This is a genomic window from Micromonospora echinofusca (genome assembly GCF_900091445.1).
GTDB lineage: Bacteria > Actinomycetota > Actinomycetes > Mycobacteriales > Micromonosporaceae > Micromonospora > Micromonospora echinofusca.
Map to the genome: position 1 here is coordinate 5,471,819 of NZ_LT607733.1, position 14,366 is coordinate 5,486,184.

Annotated in this window: 15 protein-coding genes; 8 read left to right on the forward strand and 7 right to left on the reverse strand. The window is 70.6% G+C overall.

Annotation, left to right across the window (positions count from 1 at the left end):
- The first annotated feature begins 12 nt into the window (after positions 1-12).
- Positions 13-792: a transposase family protein gene (locus GA0070610_RS23255; RefSeq protein WP_088998274.1), complete on the forward strand. Its 780-nt coding sequence runs from the start codon at positions 13-15 to the stop codon at positions 790-792.
- A 125-nt stretch (positions 793-917) separates the two neighbouring features.
- The gene (locus tag GA0070610_RS23260) at positions 918-1,670 is read left to right on the forward strand and encodes a GH25 family lysozyme (RefSeq protein ID WP_089002015.1); all 753 of its coding nucleotides are present in this window, start codon (positions 918-920) and stop codon (positions 1,668-1,670) included.
- Between the two features lie 96 nt (positions 1,671-1,766).
- Here GA0070610_RS23260 and GA0070610_RS23265 read toward each other — a convergent pair whose 3' ends face one another.
- Positions 1,767-1,997, reverse strand: a complete 231-nt coding sequence (locus GA0070610_RS23265; protein WP_089002016.1) for a hypothetical protein — start codon at positions 1,995-1,997, stop codon at positions 1,767-1,769.
- 91 nt (positions 1,998-2,088) lie between these two features.
- A complete protein-coding gene (locus GA0070610_RS23270; protein WP_089002017.1) occupies positions 2,089-4,017 on the reverse strand; it encodes a serine/threonine-protein kinase in 1,929 nt (642 codons plus the stop codon).
- 92 nt (positions 4,018-4,109) lie between these two features.
- Between GA0070610_RS23270 and GA0070610_RS23275 the strand changes: the two genes are divergently transcribed.
- The 5 genes from GA0070610_RS23275 (at position 4,110) to GA0070610_RS23295 (ending at position 8,247) form a co-directional block, all read left to right on the forward strand.
- Positions 4,110-4,316, forward strand: coding sequence for an acyl-CoA carboxylase subunit epsilon (locus GA0070610_RS23275; protein WP_089002018.1), 207 nt, complete (start codon positions 4,110-4,112; stop codon positions 4,314-4,316).
- 152 nt (positions 4,317-4,468) lie between these two features.
- Complete coding sequence (locus GA0070610_RS23280) at positions 4,469-4,942, forward strand: hypothetical protein (protein WP_089002019.1); 474 nt, start codon at positions 4,469-4,471, stop codon at positions 4,940-4,942.
- Positions 4,939-6,309 (forward strand): GumC domain-containing protein, encoded by a 1,371-nt coding sequence (locus GA0070610_RS23285; protein ID WP_089002020.1) that lies wholly within the window; start codon positions 4,939-4,941, stop codon positions 6,307-6,309. Before GA0070610_RS23280 ends, GA0070610_RS23285 begins: the two co-directional genes overlap by 4 nt.
- Positions 6,310-6,464: 155 nt before the next feature.
- Entirely contained in the window at positions 6,465-7,481 is a 1,017-nt protein-coding gene (gene mycP, locus GA0070610_RS23290; RefSeq protein ID WP_231926232.1) for a type VII secretion-associated serine protease mycosin, read from the forward strand.
- Positions 7,482-7,590: 109 nt separating this feature from the next.
- Positions 7,591-8,247, forward strand: a complete 657-nt coding sequence (locus tag GA0070610_RS23295; protein WP_089002021.1) for a Maf family protein — start codon at positions 7,591-7,593, stop codon at positions 8,245-8,247.
- Between the two features lie 27 nt (positions 8,248-8,274).
- On the opposite strand, the gene GA0070610_RS23300 is transcribed toward GA0070610_RS23295, so the two are convergent.
- Entirely contained in the window at positions 8,275-9,483 is a 1,209-nt protein-coding gene (locus tag GA0070610_RS23300; protein WP_089002022.1) for an RNA-guided endonuclease InsQ/TnpB family protein, read from the reverse strand.
- Positions 9,484-9,636: 153 nt separating this feature from the next.
- On the opposite strand from GA0070610_RS23300, the gene GA0070610_RS23305 reads away from it, so the two are divergent.
- The gene (locus GA0070610_RS23305) at positions 9,637-10,290 is read left to right on the forward strand and encodes an O-methyltransferase (RefSeq protein WP_089002023.1); all 654 of its coding nucleotides are present in this window, start codon (positions 9,637-9,639) and stop codon (positions 10,288-10,290) included.
- 99 nt (positions 10,291-10,389) lie between these two features.
- On the opposite strand, the gene GA0070610_RS23310 is transcribed toward GA0070610_RS23305, so the two are convergent.
- The 4 genes from GA0070610_RS23310 to GA0070610_RS23325 all read right to left on the reverse strand — a co-directional run bounded on the left by GA0070610_RS23310 (position 10,390) and on the right by GA0070610_RS23325 (position 14,313).
- Positions 10,390-11,751 (reverse strand): MFS transporter, encoded by a 1,362-nt coding sequence (locus tag GA0070610_RS23310; RefSeq protein WP_089002024.1) that lies wholly within the window; start codon positions 11,749-11,751, stop codon positions 10,390-10,392.
- Positions 11,752-11,835: 84 nt separating this feature from the next.
- On the reverse strand, positions 11,836-12,591 hold the full coding sequence (locus tag GA0070610_RS23315; protein ID WP_089002025.1) for an ABC transporter permease: 756 nt from the start codon (positions 12,589-12,591) through the stop codon (positions 11,836-11,838).
- Positions 12,592-12,611: 20 nt separating this feature from the next.
- Complete coding sequence (locus GA0070610_RS23320; protein WP_089002026.1) at positions 12,612-13,571, reverse strand: ATP-binding cassette domain-containing protein; 960 nt, start codon at positions 13,569-13,571, stop codon at positions 12,612-12,614.
- Positions 13,572-13,701: 130 nt separating this feature from the next.
- Positions 13,702-14,313, reverse strand: coding sequence for a PadR family transcriptional regulator (locus tag GA0070610_RS23325; protein WP_089002027.1), 612 nt, complete (start codon positions 14,311-14,313; stop codon positions 13,702-13,704).
- Positions 14,314-14,366: the final 53 nt, after the last annotated feature.

Below are 14,366 nucleotides of genomic sequence, written 5' to 3' on the forward strand. Positions count from 1 at the left end.
CAAGATGCCTGGGTGCAGGTGATCTCGGCAGCCCGCCCGGAGTGGATCTTCCCGTTCACCGGGCTGCAGCCCGCCCAGTTCCGTTCGCTGGTCCGGCTGGTCGCCGAGCGCGGCGGTGACGGCATCGCCGACGGCCGGCCGGGCCGGCAGTGGGCCCTCGACCTGCCGGATCGGGTGTTGCTGGTCGCCGCGTACTGGCGTACGAACCTGACGATGCGGCAGATCGGCCCGCTGTTCGGGGTGTCGCACTCCGCCGCGCACCGGGTCATCGACACCCTCGCGCCGCTGCTGGCCCTGGCGCCGGTGCGTAAGCGGCCGGTCGAGCAGATCGCGATCGTCGACGGGACGCTGGTCCCCACCCGCGATCACCGCCTGGCCGCCCGGAGCAAGAACTACCGCTACTCCACCAACCTGCAGGTCGCCATCGACGCCAGCACCCGCCTGGTCATCGCCGTCGGCGACCCGCAGCCCGGCAACCGCAACGACACCATCGTCTACCGCACCTCAGGCATCGCCGAGAAGCTCGACGGGCGGCCGGTGATGGCCGACGGCGGCTACCGCGGCAACCCCGAGGTGATCATCCCGTACCGCAAGCCCACCGACGGCAGCGACCTGCCGGACTGGAAGGAAGCCCTCAACGTCGAACACCGCACCGTCCGAGCAGGGGTCGAACACGCCCTGGCCAGGATGAAGTGCTTCAAGATCCTGCGCGACTACCGCCGCGCCGCCCACACATTGACCGACGCCGCGTCCGGCATCGCTAACCTCCACAACATCATCCTGGCCGGCTGAACGCCGGGCCGGTGCCGGGCAACGCCTCCACCCAGTTACGAGACGTCCCTTAGCGCCCCTTGCCATCCGGGGCACTTACCTCCAAAGATGAACGTCTATTAAGTCCGGCGTCCTTGGAGGCATCCATGACCCGTACCGGAACATCCCTGCGGCGGCTGCTGGCCGCCACCCTGGCGGCCCTCGCCACCGCGGCGGCGGGGCTCGTCGCGACCGCGACCCCCGCGGCGGCCGCCACCACGCCCGGCATCGACGTGTCGCACTACCAGGGCGCCATCAACTGGACCAGTGTCCGCAACGCGGGCATCCAGTTCGCCTTCATCAAGGCGACCGAGGGCACCAGCTACAAGGACCCGAGGTTCAACACCAACTACGTGGCCGCCTACAACGCCGGCGTCATCCGGGGCGCGTACCACTTCGCCCGGCCCAACATCTCCTCCGGGGCGGTGCAGGCGAACTACCTGGCCTCCAACGGCGGCGCCTGGTCGGCCGACAGCCGCACCCTCCCGGCCGCGCTGGACCTCGAGGCCAACCCGTACGCCGGCGGCTACTGCTACGGCAAGACCACCTCCGGCATGCGGGCCTGGGTGCAGGACTTCCTGAACACCTACCGCTCCCGCACCGGCCGCTACGCCGTCATCTACACCACCACGAGCTGGTGGAACCAGTGCACCGGCAACTGGACGGCGCCGTGGGCCAACCACCCGCTCTGGATCGCCCGCTGGTCGAGCACGGTCGGCACCCTGCCGGCCGGGGCGCCGTTCTGGAGCTTCTGGCAGTACACCGACCGGGGCAGTGTCCCGGGCATCAGCGGCGCCGTCGACCGCAACTACTGGAACGGTGACCGGAGCCGGCTGATCGCGCTGGCCAACAACACCTGAGCCTGAATCGCCTGGGGAGGCGTTGGCGGCAGCGGGACCGGTTGTCACCGTACGGTCGACAACCGGTCCCGCTGCCGCCACGTCGCGTCGCGGGTGTCAGACCCGCCGTCGGGCCGCCACGGGCACCGTCGCCGCATTCTCGCGGGCGAGCGCGTTGCGCCGGGGGAAGCGCCGGACGCCCACCCCGGCGAGGGTGACGGTGACGACGCTGAGCAGCGCGAACAGCAGCGGCAGGCCGGCGGCGGCGAGCAGCAGGACGATGTCGCCGAGGGCCACGAGCATCCACAGTGCCACTCGGGGCCGGGCGTCCCTGCGTCGGTAACCCATGTCGTACCCTCCCTTCCGTCGTGCAGGTCAGATACCCCGTACGGCGGAAGGTCATGCGAGTCGATCTCGCAACGGGCGCGAATCCCGCGGGTCAGTCCTTGCGGTCGGGCACGAAGCCCTCGGCGATCCGGTCGAAGTTGGCCAGGTTGGCCTGCCAGTCCTTCGCGGCGACCTCCCAGCGCAGGGCGTAGCCCCGGTTCTTGGCCGTGACGAAGCCCCGGTTGCGGACGTGGATCCGGGTGCCGTCGCGGGTCTCCAGCCACTCCCAGTCCGCGCAGGTCTTCCAGAAGCCGTCGCAGCTCGTGATGTCGACGTACTGGTAGCTGTTTACGTACTTCCTGCGATCCGGCTCTTTCTCCTTCCAGTCGGCCAACGCGTCCGACTCCGGCGTGTTGGTCCACTGGATCAGCAGCTCGCCCACCCCGTTGGGCTCGTCGAAGACGACGGTGTTCTGCCCGGCGTTGCGGCGCACCCAGTTCGCCGGGATCGGCAGCGCGAAGCCGGCGGGGTCCTTGTGCAGCTTCCAGCCCGCCGGCAGCGCGTCCGGGGTCGGCGACGGGGTGGCCGACGGCGTCGGGCTCGGCGCGGCGCTCGTGGGCGGGGCCGGCGCGGAGGACTGCGGCGGCTGCCCCTGCGAGGTCGCCGCGCCGGTCGGGTCGGCCTGCGGTGTGCCGCCGCCGTCCCCACCGTCGCCACCGGTCAGCATCGGCACGACCACCACCAGGCCGAGCAACAGCAGCGCCACCAGCACGCCGATCAGCACGTTGCGGCGGGTGTTGTCGGGCTTCGTACCGTCGGACGCCACGACCGCCGCCCGACCGGACGGCGGGCTCACCGGCGCGGGCATCACCGAGGTGGGATTCGCCGGCTTCCGGGGCGCCGGGTCGGCCTTCGTGTCGTCGAGCGCCGGCTTGGGCGGGTCGACCTTCGCGGTCGGGGCCGGGTCCGACGTGGAGGCTCCGACCTTGGCCGTCGGCGCGGCGTCCGAGGAGACCGCCGCCGTGGGGTCCTCGGCGGTGGACGCAGCGGCGGCACCGGCACCGGCCGCCGCCAGGGGCGCACGCGGAGCCGGCGGGCTGACGGGCCTGTCGGACGCGCCCTCGGCCGGGCGGGGCGCCGGCACCAACGGTGGGCGCGGCTCACGCGGACCGTTCGGCCCCGGCCGGCGTACGCCGTCGAGCAGCGGGATGGTCCGGGTGCGCTTGCCACCGGCGCGGCGCAGCAGCTTCTCCGCGACCTCGGCGGTGATCCGCTCCTTCGGGTCCTTGCGCAGCAGGCCGTTGAGCACCGGCTTGAGCGGCCCGGCGTTCTTCGGCGGCGGCATCGGCTCGGTGGCGAGCGCCGCCAGGGTGGCGATCGCCGACGGCCGCGCGTACGGCGACTTGCCCTCGACCGCCGCGTAGAGGGTGGCGCCCAGCGACCAGAGGTCGGCCTCCGGCCCGGCGGTGCCCTCGCGGGCCCGCTCCGGCGAGATGTACGCGGGCGACCCCAGCACCATGCCCGTGCGGGTCACGTTGGGGTCGCCGGGAATCGTGGCGAGACCGAAATCGGTCAGCACCACCCGGCCGTCGTCGCCGAGCAGCACGTTCCCGGGCTTGACGTCGCGGTGCATCACGCCGGCCTTGTGCGCCGACTTCAGCGCGGCCAGCACGCCCAGGCCGATCTCCACCGCGCGCGCCGGCGTCACGGGGCCGTCCTCGGCGAGCGTGTCCTGCAACGACTTCGACGGCACGTACTCCATGACGATCCACGGGTCGCCGTCGGTACGCAGCACGTCGAAGATGCGGACCACGTTGATGTGGTTGAGCCGGGCGATGGCGCGGGCCTCGCGCAGCGAGCGCTCCCGCATCTCGCGGCGCTCCTCGTCGGTGAGGCTGGGCGGCGGGACGAGTTCCTTGATCGCCACGTCCCGGTGCAGCACCTCGTCGCGCGCCTTCCACACCCGACCCATGCCACCCTGACCGAGCGGCGACAGAAGCCGGTATCGGTCAGCGACGAGTTGGGGCAGCGCGTTCGACATCGCCCAGACGGTACCCGGAGCCGGCGACGCTCACACCGCCGGCACGCCACTGTGCGGTTCAGGTCAACCTGTCCGGCGCGTACGCTGGCGCCATGTCTGCCGAAGAGCCGCTGTTCCGGGTCGTCCGCGGGGTCCCCACCGCCGAGGAACTGGCCGCGCTGGTGGGCGCGATCGTCGTACGGTCCCGCCCGGCCGCCGCGTCCCCTCCGGTCGCCGCGTCCGCCTGGGCGCGCTCCGGCCGGCCCGCAGCGGCGGTCGCCGGCCCCGGCGCGTGGCGGGCGTCCGGCCTGCCCCGCTGACCTTTCCGTCCTTTTCCGTACGGATCACCGCAGCTCGGCGCCCCTACGCGCCCGCAGGGTGACCGGTGTCGGTCGGGGCGGGGCTGCCGACATGCCCGGGGACCGATTAACCTCACTCAGGGAAACGGCGCAGTGACGGGCAGGGAGGGCCGATGATCCCCGAAGAGGACGGTCCAGCGTCCTGGCTCCGCGGCTACGGCAGCATCGAGGCCGACATCCGCCAGCTCCGCGAGTTCGCCGACAAGCTCCAGGCCGAGGTGGAACGCAACTACGCCCCGCACCTGTCGTACATCGCCGAGGACATGACCGCACCGGTGCCCAACCCGGCCGACGCGTTCATCGAGCTGGTCAACTTCCTGCGCGCCCACCACGAGACCCAGCAGGCCACCGCCGACATGGTCTGGGGTGTCCGCGACGCCACCGGCCACCTGGCCACGGCCGCCGGCACCGTCGCCACCAACTACACCGGGTCGGACGCCTTCGCCTCCGCGCGCGTGACCGACGTCGAGCGGGCCCTCGCCAACCCGGCCGCCACGACGCCTCGCGGCGCGCCGCCGGTGCTGCCCGATCCCACCGGGCCGGAGCCCACGCCGGGGCAGGTGCGGGGTCCGGTGGTGCTGCCATGATCGAGCGGGGCACCGGCGGCCGCACGTCGGCCCTCACCGACTGGCGGCTGATGGACGTCGCCAGCATGTGGGCCTGCCTCCAGGACCACGACACCACCAACCACTGGAAGCAGGTCGCCGGCTGGCGCAAGGTCTGCGACCTCGCGCGGGCCCACCTGAGCCGGCTCCAGGAATACCGCAAGGGGCTGGCCGAGGCCTGGCCTCCGCAGAGCAACGAGGCCGCCCGGGCGTACATCCGTGAGCTGGACGAGCTGATCGACAAGGTGCAGCGCACGCACGACGCCGCCAGCGCCAACTACACCGTGCTCTCCGCCGCCACGCAGGCCATCAGCACCACCCGCGCGGAGCTCAAGAAGATCTACGAGACGTACGCCGTCAAGGTCCAGGAGAAGCAGACGTACGACGCGACGCTCGCCGACCCGAAGGCAGCCATGGGCAGCCGGGTCCCCGATCGACCGGTGACCGACGCCGACCTGGAACGACTCAACGTCCAAGCACGCGGCATCATGTACGGCCTCAGCAACGAACTCCAACAGGCCCAAGTAATGCTCCGCCAACCACCACCCAGACCCAAGGTTGACAACGGGGCGACCGAATCGGGGTTCACCAGTTCGCAGGCCCCGGCAATCCCGCCGATCATGCCGGTTCCGATATTGCCAAACGTTGGCACCCCTTCCACACGTCAACCAGGGTCGACGCCCCGACAAGTAACCAGCCCAAGCACACCTGGCCTCGGTCCCATTTTGGGCGGAACTGGCACCGGATTGGCACCTCATCCATCAGGCCCTGGCCTACCTACTTCACAGCCTACCGCGCAACCGAATCCATCACCGGGGATCGGAACCTCAGGGCTTCCGACGGGAGTTTCCCGACCTGGCATATCAGGGCCAGTGAGCAACCAACCAGGTCAAGCTACTCGACCGAATACCGGTTCTGTCCAGCCCTCCACCCCGCCTTCCACGAACTCACGACCTCTGCCGCATGGCGGCCTAATCGGCGGCACTCCCGGAATCGGATACGGCCCGCCCGGAACAGGAAACACTCAACCGAAGCGAGTCAACCCGATTGGCGGATTAATTGGAGGCGGCGGCGCAGGCACCGCCCCTTCAGGCGGTGCAGGATCTCGCCCAGGTGGCGGACGTGGCCTCGCATCCGCCCACGGGATACCCCCGATCGGCGGAACCCCTTTCGGCGCCGCCAACCCAATGCAGGGCCGCCAAGGACATCGCGAACGAGGCGGCGAGGCCCCCCGACAGTGGGATCCGGAGCACCCCTGGGAAGTCGACCAAGGAGTGCCTCCGGTTGTCCGCCCGCCCAGCGAGGATGGCCCAATCGATCCCGGCCCAGCAATTGGTTTCAACCGGTGATCCTTGGCAATGTCCCGCACTTCGTCGCGATGCTCTCACTATCCTCAGCCCTCGCAACGACCCCCACGCACGTCGATTCTTCAGTGATCGCGGAGCGGATCAACAATGGCCCGGACATACGTGAGAGTCAGTGGCATTTGAGATATCTGCAAGCGATGACGGCGCATCGACTTTCTCAGGGGGCAGGAATCACGGTAGCCCTACCCGACACTGGCGTTGATCCACATTCCGACCTTACTCACAATATTTTGCCCGGAATCGACATGGTTCCTGGCGGAAATGGTGACGGCAGACGGGATCGGAACGGCCACGGCACAGGGATGGCAGGCTTGATCGCGGCGCATGGGGGAATTAATGACAAGGGCGCACTTGGCATCGCGCCCCAAGCTCAAATTCTACCTATTGTCGACTCACCAGCCGACGGCAACGGCGACCCAGACGTCTTGGCCCAAGCCGTCGAATATGCAATCGACAAGGGCGCGGATGTAATCAGCATCTCAAGCGGAGGAGGAACCAGCCCTCGACTGACCCAGGCGGTGAAGAGAGCGCTCGTGTCCGACATCGTCGTAGTTGCAGGGGCAGGGAATTTCCCCTCTGACCAGAGGGTCGCATACCCGGCGAGCGAGTCTGGCGTCATCGCCGTCGGTGGGATAGACCAGACCGGACGTCATGCCTCAATCTCAGTGACAGGCCCCGAGATTGATGTGGTAGCCCCCGCCGTCGACATCTACAGCACGAGTCGCGACGGGGGGTATCGCAGAGCGACGGGAACATCCGGTGCCACCGCTATCGTTGCCGGAGCCGTCGCGTTGATTAGATCCAAGTACCCGAACCTGCCTGCCTCCGAGGTGGCGCACAGGCTCACGGCTACCGCGATCGACAAGGGCCCCCCGGGGCGGGACGACGAGTACGGGCACGGGGTCATCGACCTGGTGGCGGCGTTGACTGCTGACGTACCGCCGCTGGGTTTTGGTTCGGCGACGGCGAGCGCGCCGGCCCCCACCGCCGCGACCACGACGGCGGTAGCGGAGCCGGCGGACGACGGGAACAGTGCGGCGACGGCCCGTGGCCTGGTCACTCTCGGTGTGATCGTGGCGGCCGGCGGCGCGTGGGCGTTCGTCGCCCGTCGACGTCGTCGGGGTGCCGATCCGCCGCCGCGCATCAGTCGCTGAGCCGCCCTGACGACCGACGGGCGGAGGAGCCCGCGACGCGGCGCGGGCAACAGGCCGACACGGCCCGCCGGGGGCGTGGTCGCTCCGGTCAGCCGGTAACGTCGGCGACGTGCCGAAGTCCTTGCCGCTCCGCCTCGTGCTCGCGTCCGCCAGCCCTGCCCGCCGCAAGATTCTCCAGGCCGCCGGGATCGAGACGGACGTGCTGGTCAGCGGCGTCGACGAATCCCTCGTGGTCACCGAACGGGCCGAGGAACTCTGCCTGGAGTTGGCCCGGATGAAGGCGCAGGCCGTGCTCACCCGGCTGGGGCCGGCCGACGACCAGCGGACGCTGGTGATCGGCTGCGACTCGGTGCTGGCCTTCGACGGGGAGATCCTCGGCAAGCCGACCGACGCGGCGGACGCCACCCGGCGCTGGAAGCGGATGCGCGGGCGCAGCGGTGTGCTGCACAGCGGGCACTGCCTGATCGACGTCGAGGCCGGGCGGCGGGCCGAGGCGGTCGCGTCGACCGTGGTGCACTTCGCCGACGTCAGCGACGACGAGATCGCCACGTACGTGGGCACGGGCGAGCCACTGGCCGTGGCGGGGGCCTTCACGATCGACGGCCTGGGCGGTCCCTTCGTGGAGCGGATCGAGGGTGATCCGAGCACGGTCATCGGGCTCAGCCTGCCGATGCTGCGCCGCCTTCTCGCCGAACTGGAAATCCCGATCACGGATCTGTGGACGAAGATCGCGCCCGGCAGTCAGACCGTCGAACTGCTCGGCTAGCGTCCGTTCTTGACTTCCTTCCCACGCCTAGAGGCGGGGGATTCCAGCGGTCGCCCGCTGGGTTTCCTGCTTCACCGACGACCGCCCCGTCCGGACGTTCGTCCGTTGAGGTCTTATACCGCCTCCACAGGCAATCACGGAGAGCCCCTCCGCGAGAATGTTGCGGGCCGCGTTGACGTCGCGGTCGTGGACAGTGCCGCATCGGCAGGTCCACGACCGCATGTTAAGCGGCATCCGCTCAGCGAGCGCACCGCACGCCGAGCACAGTTTGGACGACGGGAACCAGCGGTCCACAACCACGAGGTTGCGGCCGTGCCAGTCGGCCTTGTATTCGAGCAGGGTGCGGAACTGCCGCCAAGCCGCGTCGCTGATGGCGCGGGCCAGGCTGTGGTTTGTGACCATGTTGCGCACGGTCAGGTCCTCGACGACGATCGTTTGGTTCTCACGAACGAGCCGAGTGGTCAACTTGTGCAGATGGTCCCGCCTGCGGTCGGTGATCCGGGCGTGCACGCGGGCGACCTTGAGTCGGGCCTTGGCCCGGTTCGCGGAGCCCGTCTCCTTCTTGGCCAGGTTCCGCTGCGCCTTGGCGAGTGCGGCCCGGTCGCGGCGCTCATGCTTCGGGTTGACGACTTTCTCACCGGTGGACAGCGTGAGCAGGCTGTCCAGGCCGGCATCGACCCCGACGGCCGGGCTCGGCGCCGGAGCCTGCTCGATCCGGTCGTCGCACAGCAGCGACACGAACCAGCGACCGGCCGCGTCCTGCGACACGGTCACCGTGGACGGCTTCGCGCCCTCGGGAAGCGGCCGGGACCACACAATGTTCAGCGGCTCGGCCATCTTCGCCAGGGTGAGCCGGCCGTCGCGGTAGCGGAACCCGCTGGTGGTGTACTCCGCCGACCGGCGCGACTTCTTCTTGCTCTTGAAGCTCGGGTACCGGGCTCGTTTGGCGAAGAAGTTGGTGAACGCGAATTGCAGGTGCCGCAGGGCCTGCTGCAACGGCACGGCCGACACCTCGTTGAGGAACGCCAGGTCGTCAGTTTTCTTCCACGCGGTCAGCATCGACGACGTCGCGTTGTAGTTCACCCGTTCTTGGCGCAGCGTCCACGCCTCGGTGCGGGCCTGCAACCCCATGTTGTAGACCAGCCGGACACACCCGAACGTGCGGGCAAGCTCGCAAGCCTGCTCGGAGCTCGGGTAGAAGCGGAACCTGAACGCCCGTTTCACAGCCCTGGCCATGGCTCACAACCTAGCAAGATAGCCAGTAAGCTTTACGGTGACATGTGGGTGGACACCCATCCGCCTTGGCGCGGATCGGCCTTTCCTGTCCCGACCTGCAAGAGTTCCGTTTGCTCCCACGGCTAAAGCCAGGGGTTTCCACGGAGGTTTTCGATGACCACCAAGTCGATCCCGCTCACCTCGGAACTGCACGCGTACCTGGTCTCGCGCGGTGCGCCGCCGGACGAGATCATGCGGGACCTGGCCGAGGAGACCCTCGCGGCCCTGCCGAACGACGCGCAGATGCAGGTCGCGCCGGAGCAGGCCGCCTTCCTGACCTTCCTCACCCGGCTGCTGGGGGTACGACACGCCGTCGAGGTGGGCACGTTCACCGGCCTCTCGTCGCTGGCCATCGCCCGAGGGCTGCCCGAGGGCGGGCGGCTGACCTGCTTCGACATCTCGGAGGAGTTCACCGGGATCGCCCGGCGCTACTGGGCCCGCGCCGGCGTGGACGACCGCATCGAGCTACGCATCGGCCCGGCCGGCGACACGCTGCGCGAACTGCCCCACGAGCGGCACCTGGACTTCGCGTTCATCGACGCCGACAAGACCGGCTATCCGATCTACTGGGCGGAACTGGTGCCCCGGATGCGCCCCGGCGGGGTGATCGCGGTCGACAACGTGCTGCGCGGGGGCCGGGTGATCGCCCCGCAGAACGCCGACGACCGGGCCATCGCCGCGTTCAACGACGAGGTGCTCGCCGACGTCCGCGTCGACGCGGTGATGCTCCCGATCGCCGACGGCCTCACCCTGGCCCGGGTGCACTGACGCCTCGCCCTGCGCGATCTTGGTAGGGAAAGGCCCCTGGAGAGGCCTTTCCCTACCAAGATCCAGGGGGACCGAAGATCCACGGGGCGCCGCTCGGCGTCAGGCGGGGGCCGGGCGCAGGGCGCGGCCCAGGCGGGCGGCAAGCAGCGCGGCAGCCGCGATGAAGGCCGGCAGCAGCAGGAAGGCCAGGTGCGGTCCGACGCCGTCGGCCACCCAGCCGAGCACGACCGGCGCGATCCCGAAGCCCACCCCCATCGAGTACGACGCATAGCCGGCCGCCCGGTCCGCGGCCGGCCCGGCGACGGCGAGCGCGATCGAGATCGCCAGCGGGTAGTGCAGGGCGTTGCCGAGGCCGAGGACGACCAGGCCGGTGACGGCGAGCCAGCCGACCGGCGCGATCCAGAAGAGCGCGAACCCGGCCAGCGACACGCCCAACGCGGCCAGCAGCAGCGGCACGGGCCGGTACCGCAGGGCGAGCCGGCCCCCGGCGAGCCGGCCCACGAACATGCCGCAGACGATCGCGGCGACGGCGGCCGAGGCGCCGCCGGCCGCCATCCCGGCGTGCGAGCGGAGCACGTCGGCCGTCCAGAGCGACAGGCAGACCTCGATCGAGCCGGTGACCGCCATCAGCACCCAGGCGATCCAGTAGGCAGGCGGCAGCCGCCGACCCGACCGCTGGGCGTCGGGCGCCGCGCCGACACCCGGGGCCGAGGCCACGTCGACACCGGCAGGGACCGCCGAGCCCACGGCCGCACCCGAGGCCACGTCGACACCAGCGGCGGCCGCCGAGCCCACGGCCGCACCCGAGGCCACGTCGACACCAGCGGGGACGGTCAGGGCGGCGGCGGCCGGGTCGGTGGCCGGCGGATCGCCGGGAGCCGCGGCAGCGGGGGCGGGTCGCGGCAGGCGTACGCGGAAGGTCAGGGCGGCGAGCGCGACCAGCGCGATCAGGCCGACCTCGACGGCCATCGCCGGTCGCCAGCCCCAGCCGGCGTCCACGCTGGCGCCGATGACCAGCGGGGCGAGGATGCCGGCGCCGGCGCAGACGGCGTTGGCCTCGGTCAGCGCGGCGGGCGCGCCGGCGCCGTGCCGGTCGGTGAGCACCACGGACACGCCGCTGATCACCAGCATGCCGAAGGTGGCGATCACCGCGACGGCGGTGATGGTGGCGGGCAGGGCGCGGACGAGGCCCAGGGCGGCGACGCCGGCCGCCACGCCGGTGAGCCCGGCCCAGATGGTCCGGCCCCGGCCGAACCGGCCGGCCAGGGGGGCGAAGAGCGCCCCACCGGCCAGGGCGCCGACGGCGATGCCGGTGCTGTGCAGGCCGGCGACGGCCGCCGAGGTGCCCTGTTCGTCGCGGAGCAGCGGCACGACCGGCCCGAAGCCGTAGAGGAAGAAGCCCCACAGCCCGAGCTGGGCGTAGGTCAGCCAGGTGAGCCGGTCACGGGTGAGGCGGGGCACCGGCCTCACGCTACAAGTGTCGGACCGGCGCCCCGCCCCTGGTGAGAGGCAGCTCTCCCCGCCGTCAGGAGGGGGGACCCGCGCTCAGCGGACGCTGCGGGCGAACTGCCGCGCGGCCCAGACGACGCCGGCGGCGGCGAGGACCGCGATGATGCCGAGGCCCTGCCAGACCTTGTCGTCGCCGAGTTCGCCGGCGAAGAGGGCCCGGGTGCCGTCGACCGCCCAGGAGAACGGGTTCCACTCGGCGATGCCCTGGAGCCAGCCGGGGGCGAAGGTCAGCGGCAGCAGGATGCCGGAGAGCAGCAGCACGGGCTGGGCCACCGTGTTCATCAGCGGGGCCAGCGCGTCCTCGCTCTTGACCTTGAGCGCGATGCCGTAGGAGACGGCCGAGGTCATCAGCGCGATCAGGGCCAGCATGAGGTACGCCAGCAGCAGGTCGACGAGGGACACGCGCAGGTCGAACAGGAGCGCGAGCAGCGTGATGATGACCGCCTGCACGATGAGCGACACCACGTCGCGCAGCGAGCGGCCGAGCAGCAGGGCGAGCCGGCTGACGGGGGTGACCCGGGAGCGTTCGATGACCCCGGCGCGCAGCTCGGCGATCAGGCCGAAGCCCTGGAACAGGCCGCCGAAGATGGCCAGCAGCACCAGCAGGCCCGGTACGAAGATCTTGTAGGCCGCCGCCTGGGTGGGCGCGTTCAGCGCCGGCTTGAGCAGCGGGGCGAAGAGCAGCAGGTACATCACCGGCTGGAAGACGCCGACGAAGACCCAGACGGGGTTGCGCAGCAGCAGCTGGAGCTGGCGCTGGAAGATCAGCCAGGTGTCACGGGCGAGTTTCATCAGATCTCTCCGGTCTGGGCTCAGGACTCGCGCAGCGAGCGGCCGGTCTTGGTGAGGAAGACGTCGTCGAGGCTGGGCCGGTGCAGCTCGATGGAGCTGAGCGCCAGGCCGGCGCCGTCCACCCGGCGAAGGATCTGCGGGATGGCGGTCGCGCCCTCGTCCACGTAGAGGCGCAGCCCGCCCTCGTCGACGGTCTCCAGCTTGTTGACGTACGGCTCGCCGTCGAGCAGTTGCGCGGCCTGCGGAGTGGCCGCGGCGTCGAGCCCGACCATGACGACGTCGCCGGAGATCTCGCGCTTCAGGTCGGCCGGGGTGCCCTCGGCGACCATCTCGCCGTGATCCATGATCGCGATCCGGTCGCAGAGCGCGTCGGCCTCCTCCAGGTAGTGGGTCGTGATGAAGACGGTCATGCCGTCGGTACGCAGTCGCCGGATCTCGTCCCACATGTGCGCACGGCTCTGCGGGTCGAGGCCGGTGGTCGGCTCGTCCAGGAAGACGATCTTCGGCTCGTGGATGATGCCGAGGGCGATCTCCACCCGCCGGCGCTGGCCGCCGGAGTAGGTCTTGCACTTGCGGTCGGCGTACTCGGTGAGCTGGAAGGCGTCGAGGGCGCGGGCGGCCCGCCGCTGCGCGTCGGCCTTGCCGATGCCGTACATCCGGGCGTGCAGGACCAACTCCTCCCGGGCGGTGGACTCGTCCCAGGTGCTGCCGCCCTGGGCGACGTAGCCGATGCGCCGGCGCACCTCGGCCGGGTCCTTGCGCAGGTCGGCCCCGGCGACGGTGGCCTCGCCGCCGTCCGGCTCGATGAGCGTGGCCAGCATCCGCAGGGTGGTGGTCTTGCCGGCGCCGTTGGGGCCGAGGAAGCCGAAGATCTCCCCCTCGGCGACCTTCAGGTCCACGCCGCGCACCGCGTCGACGGTCTTCGTCTGGCGACCCTCTCGGGAGCGGAAGGACTTCCGCAACCCTCTGGTCTCGATCATCTCTGCTCCTGGTCGTCCGGGCCGGTGCCACCGGCCACCTGTCTGTCCCTCGGAGACGACGCCGGACGGCATGCTCCCCCGTGGCGTCCCGGGCAGGCTAACGCGATATAACTTTTATGGTCAACGTTGATTATTCGTCGATCGCGCTCCGGGGCGGCAGCCGCTCCTCCCAGCCCTCCCACCCCTGCGCCCGCTCGAAGCCCTCGGGCAGGTACGGCACCCCCGACTCGATCCGCTCCGCGATCCGCTCGCACCACGAGATCTCCGCCTCGGACCGGGCCGTCCACAGCTCGAACATCCACCCCACGTGCACCGGCTTGGTCTCACGCATCCAGCCAGAGCTCAACGACGTACGCATCCACTCGACACCGGCGCGCAGCAGGTTCGCCCGGTTGCGCAGGGCGGCCGCCGCCTCCTCGCGCGGCATCGCGGGGAGGAAGGAGAACGCCGCCGTGAACGGATCCGGTGGCTCGTGCAGCCGCCACCACAGGCCGCGCAGCAGCGACTCGAACTCCTCCTCCCCCTTCGGGGTCACCTCGTACGTGGTGCGGGCCGGACGGGCGCCCACCTGCTCCGTGGCCACCGCGCGCAACAGCCCCTCCTGGGTCAGCTTGCGCAGGGCGTGGTAGATCGACCCGGGCTGCACGTTCGCCCACTTGTCGGCGTTCCAACTGAGCAGCTCGCGGCGCACGTCGTAGCCGTGCACGGGCTGCATCCAGCGCACCAGGCCGAGGATCATCATTCGCGTGGCAGACACCGGACGAGCGTAATAGGCAAATTTGACTAGGGTGGCGG

Excerpts from the sequence above, each read along its gene's own strand:
- GA0070610_RS23280 (WP_089002019.1), top strand. The coding sequence starts at position 4,469 with ATGATCCCCGAAGAGGACGGTCCAGCGTCCTGGCTCCGCGGCTACGGC.
- GA0070610_RS23265 (WP_089002016.1), bottom strand. The coding sequence starts at position 1,997 with ATGGGTTACCGACGCAGGGACGCCCGGCCCCGAGTGGCACTGTGGATG.
- GA0070610_RS23320 (WP_089002026.1), bottom strand. The coding sequence starts at position 13,571 with ATGATCGAGACCAGAGGGTTGCGGAAGTCCTTCCGCTCCCGAGAGGGT.
- GA0070610_RS23315 (WP_089002025.1), bottom strand. The coding sequence starts at position 12,591 with ATGAAACTCGCCCGTGACACCTGGCTGATCTTCCAGCGCCAGCTCCAG.
- GA0070610_RS23270 (WP_089002017.1), bottom strand. The coding sequence starts at position 4,017 with ATGTCGAACGCGCTGCCCCAACTCGTCGCTGACCGATACCGGCTTCTG.
- mycP (WP_231926232.1), top strand. The coding sequence starts at position 6,465 with ATGACGGCGCATCGACTTTCTCAGGGGGCAGGAATCACGGTAGCCCTA.
- GA0070610_RS23300 (WP_089002022.1), bottom strand. The coding sequence starts at position 9,483 with ATGGCCAGGGCTGTGAAACGGGCGTTCAGGTTCCGCTTCTACCCGAGC.
- GA0070610_RS23325 (WP_089002027.1), bottom strand. The coding sequence starts at position 14,313 with ATGATGATCCTCGGCCTGGTGCGCTGGATGCAGCCCGTGCACGGCTAC.
- GA0070610_RS23285 (WP_089002020.1), top strand. The coding sequence starts at position 4,939 with ATGATCGAGCGGGGCACCGGCGGCCGCACGTCGGCCCTCACCGACTGG.
- GA0070610_RS23305 (WP_089002023.1), top strand. The coding sequence starts at position 9,637 with ATGACCACCAAGTCGATCCCGCTCACCTCGGAACTGCACGCGTACCTG.
- GA0070610_RS23275 (WP_089002018.1), top strand. The coding sequence starts at position 4,110 with ATGTCTGCCGAAGAGCCGCTGTTCCGGGTCGTCCGCGGGGTCCCCACC.
- GA0070610_RS23260 (WP_089002015.1), top strand. The coding sequence starts at position 918 with ATGACCCGTACCGGAACATCCCTGCGGCGGCTGCTGGCCGCCACCCTG.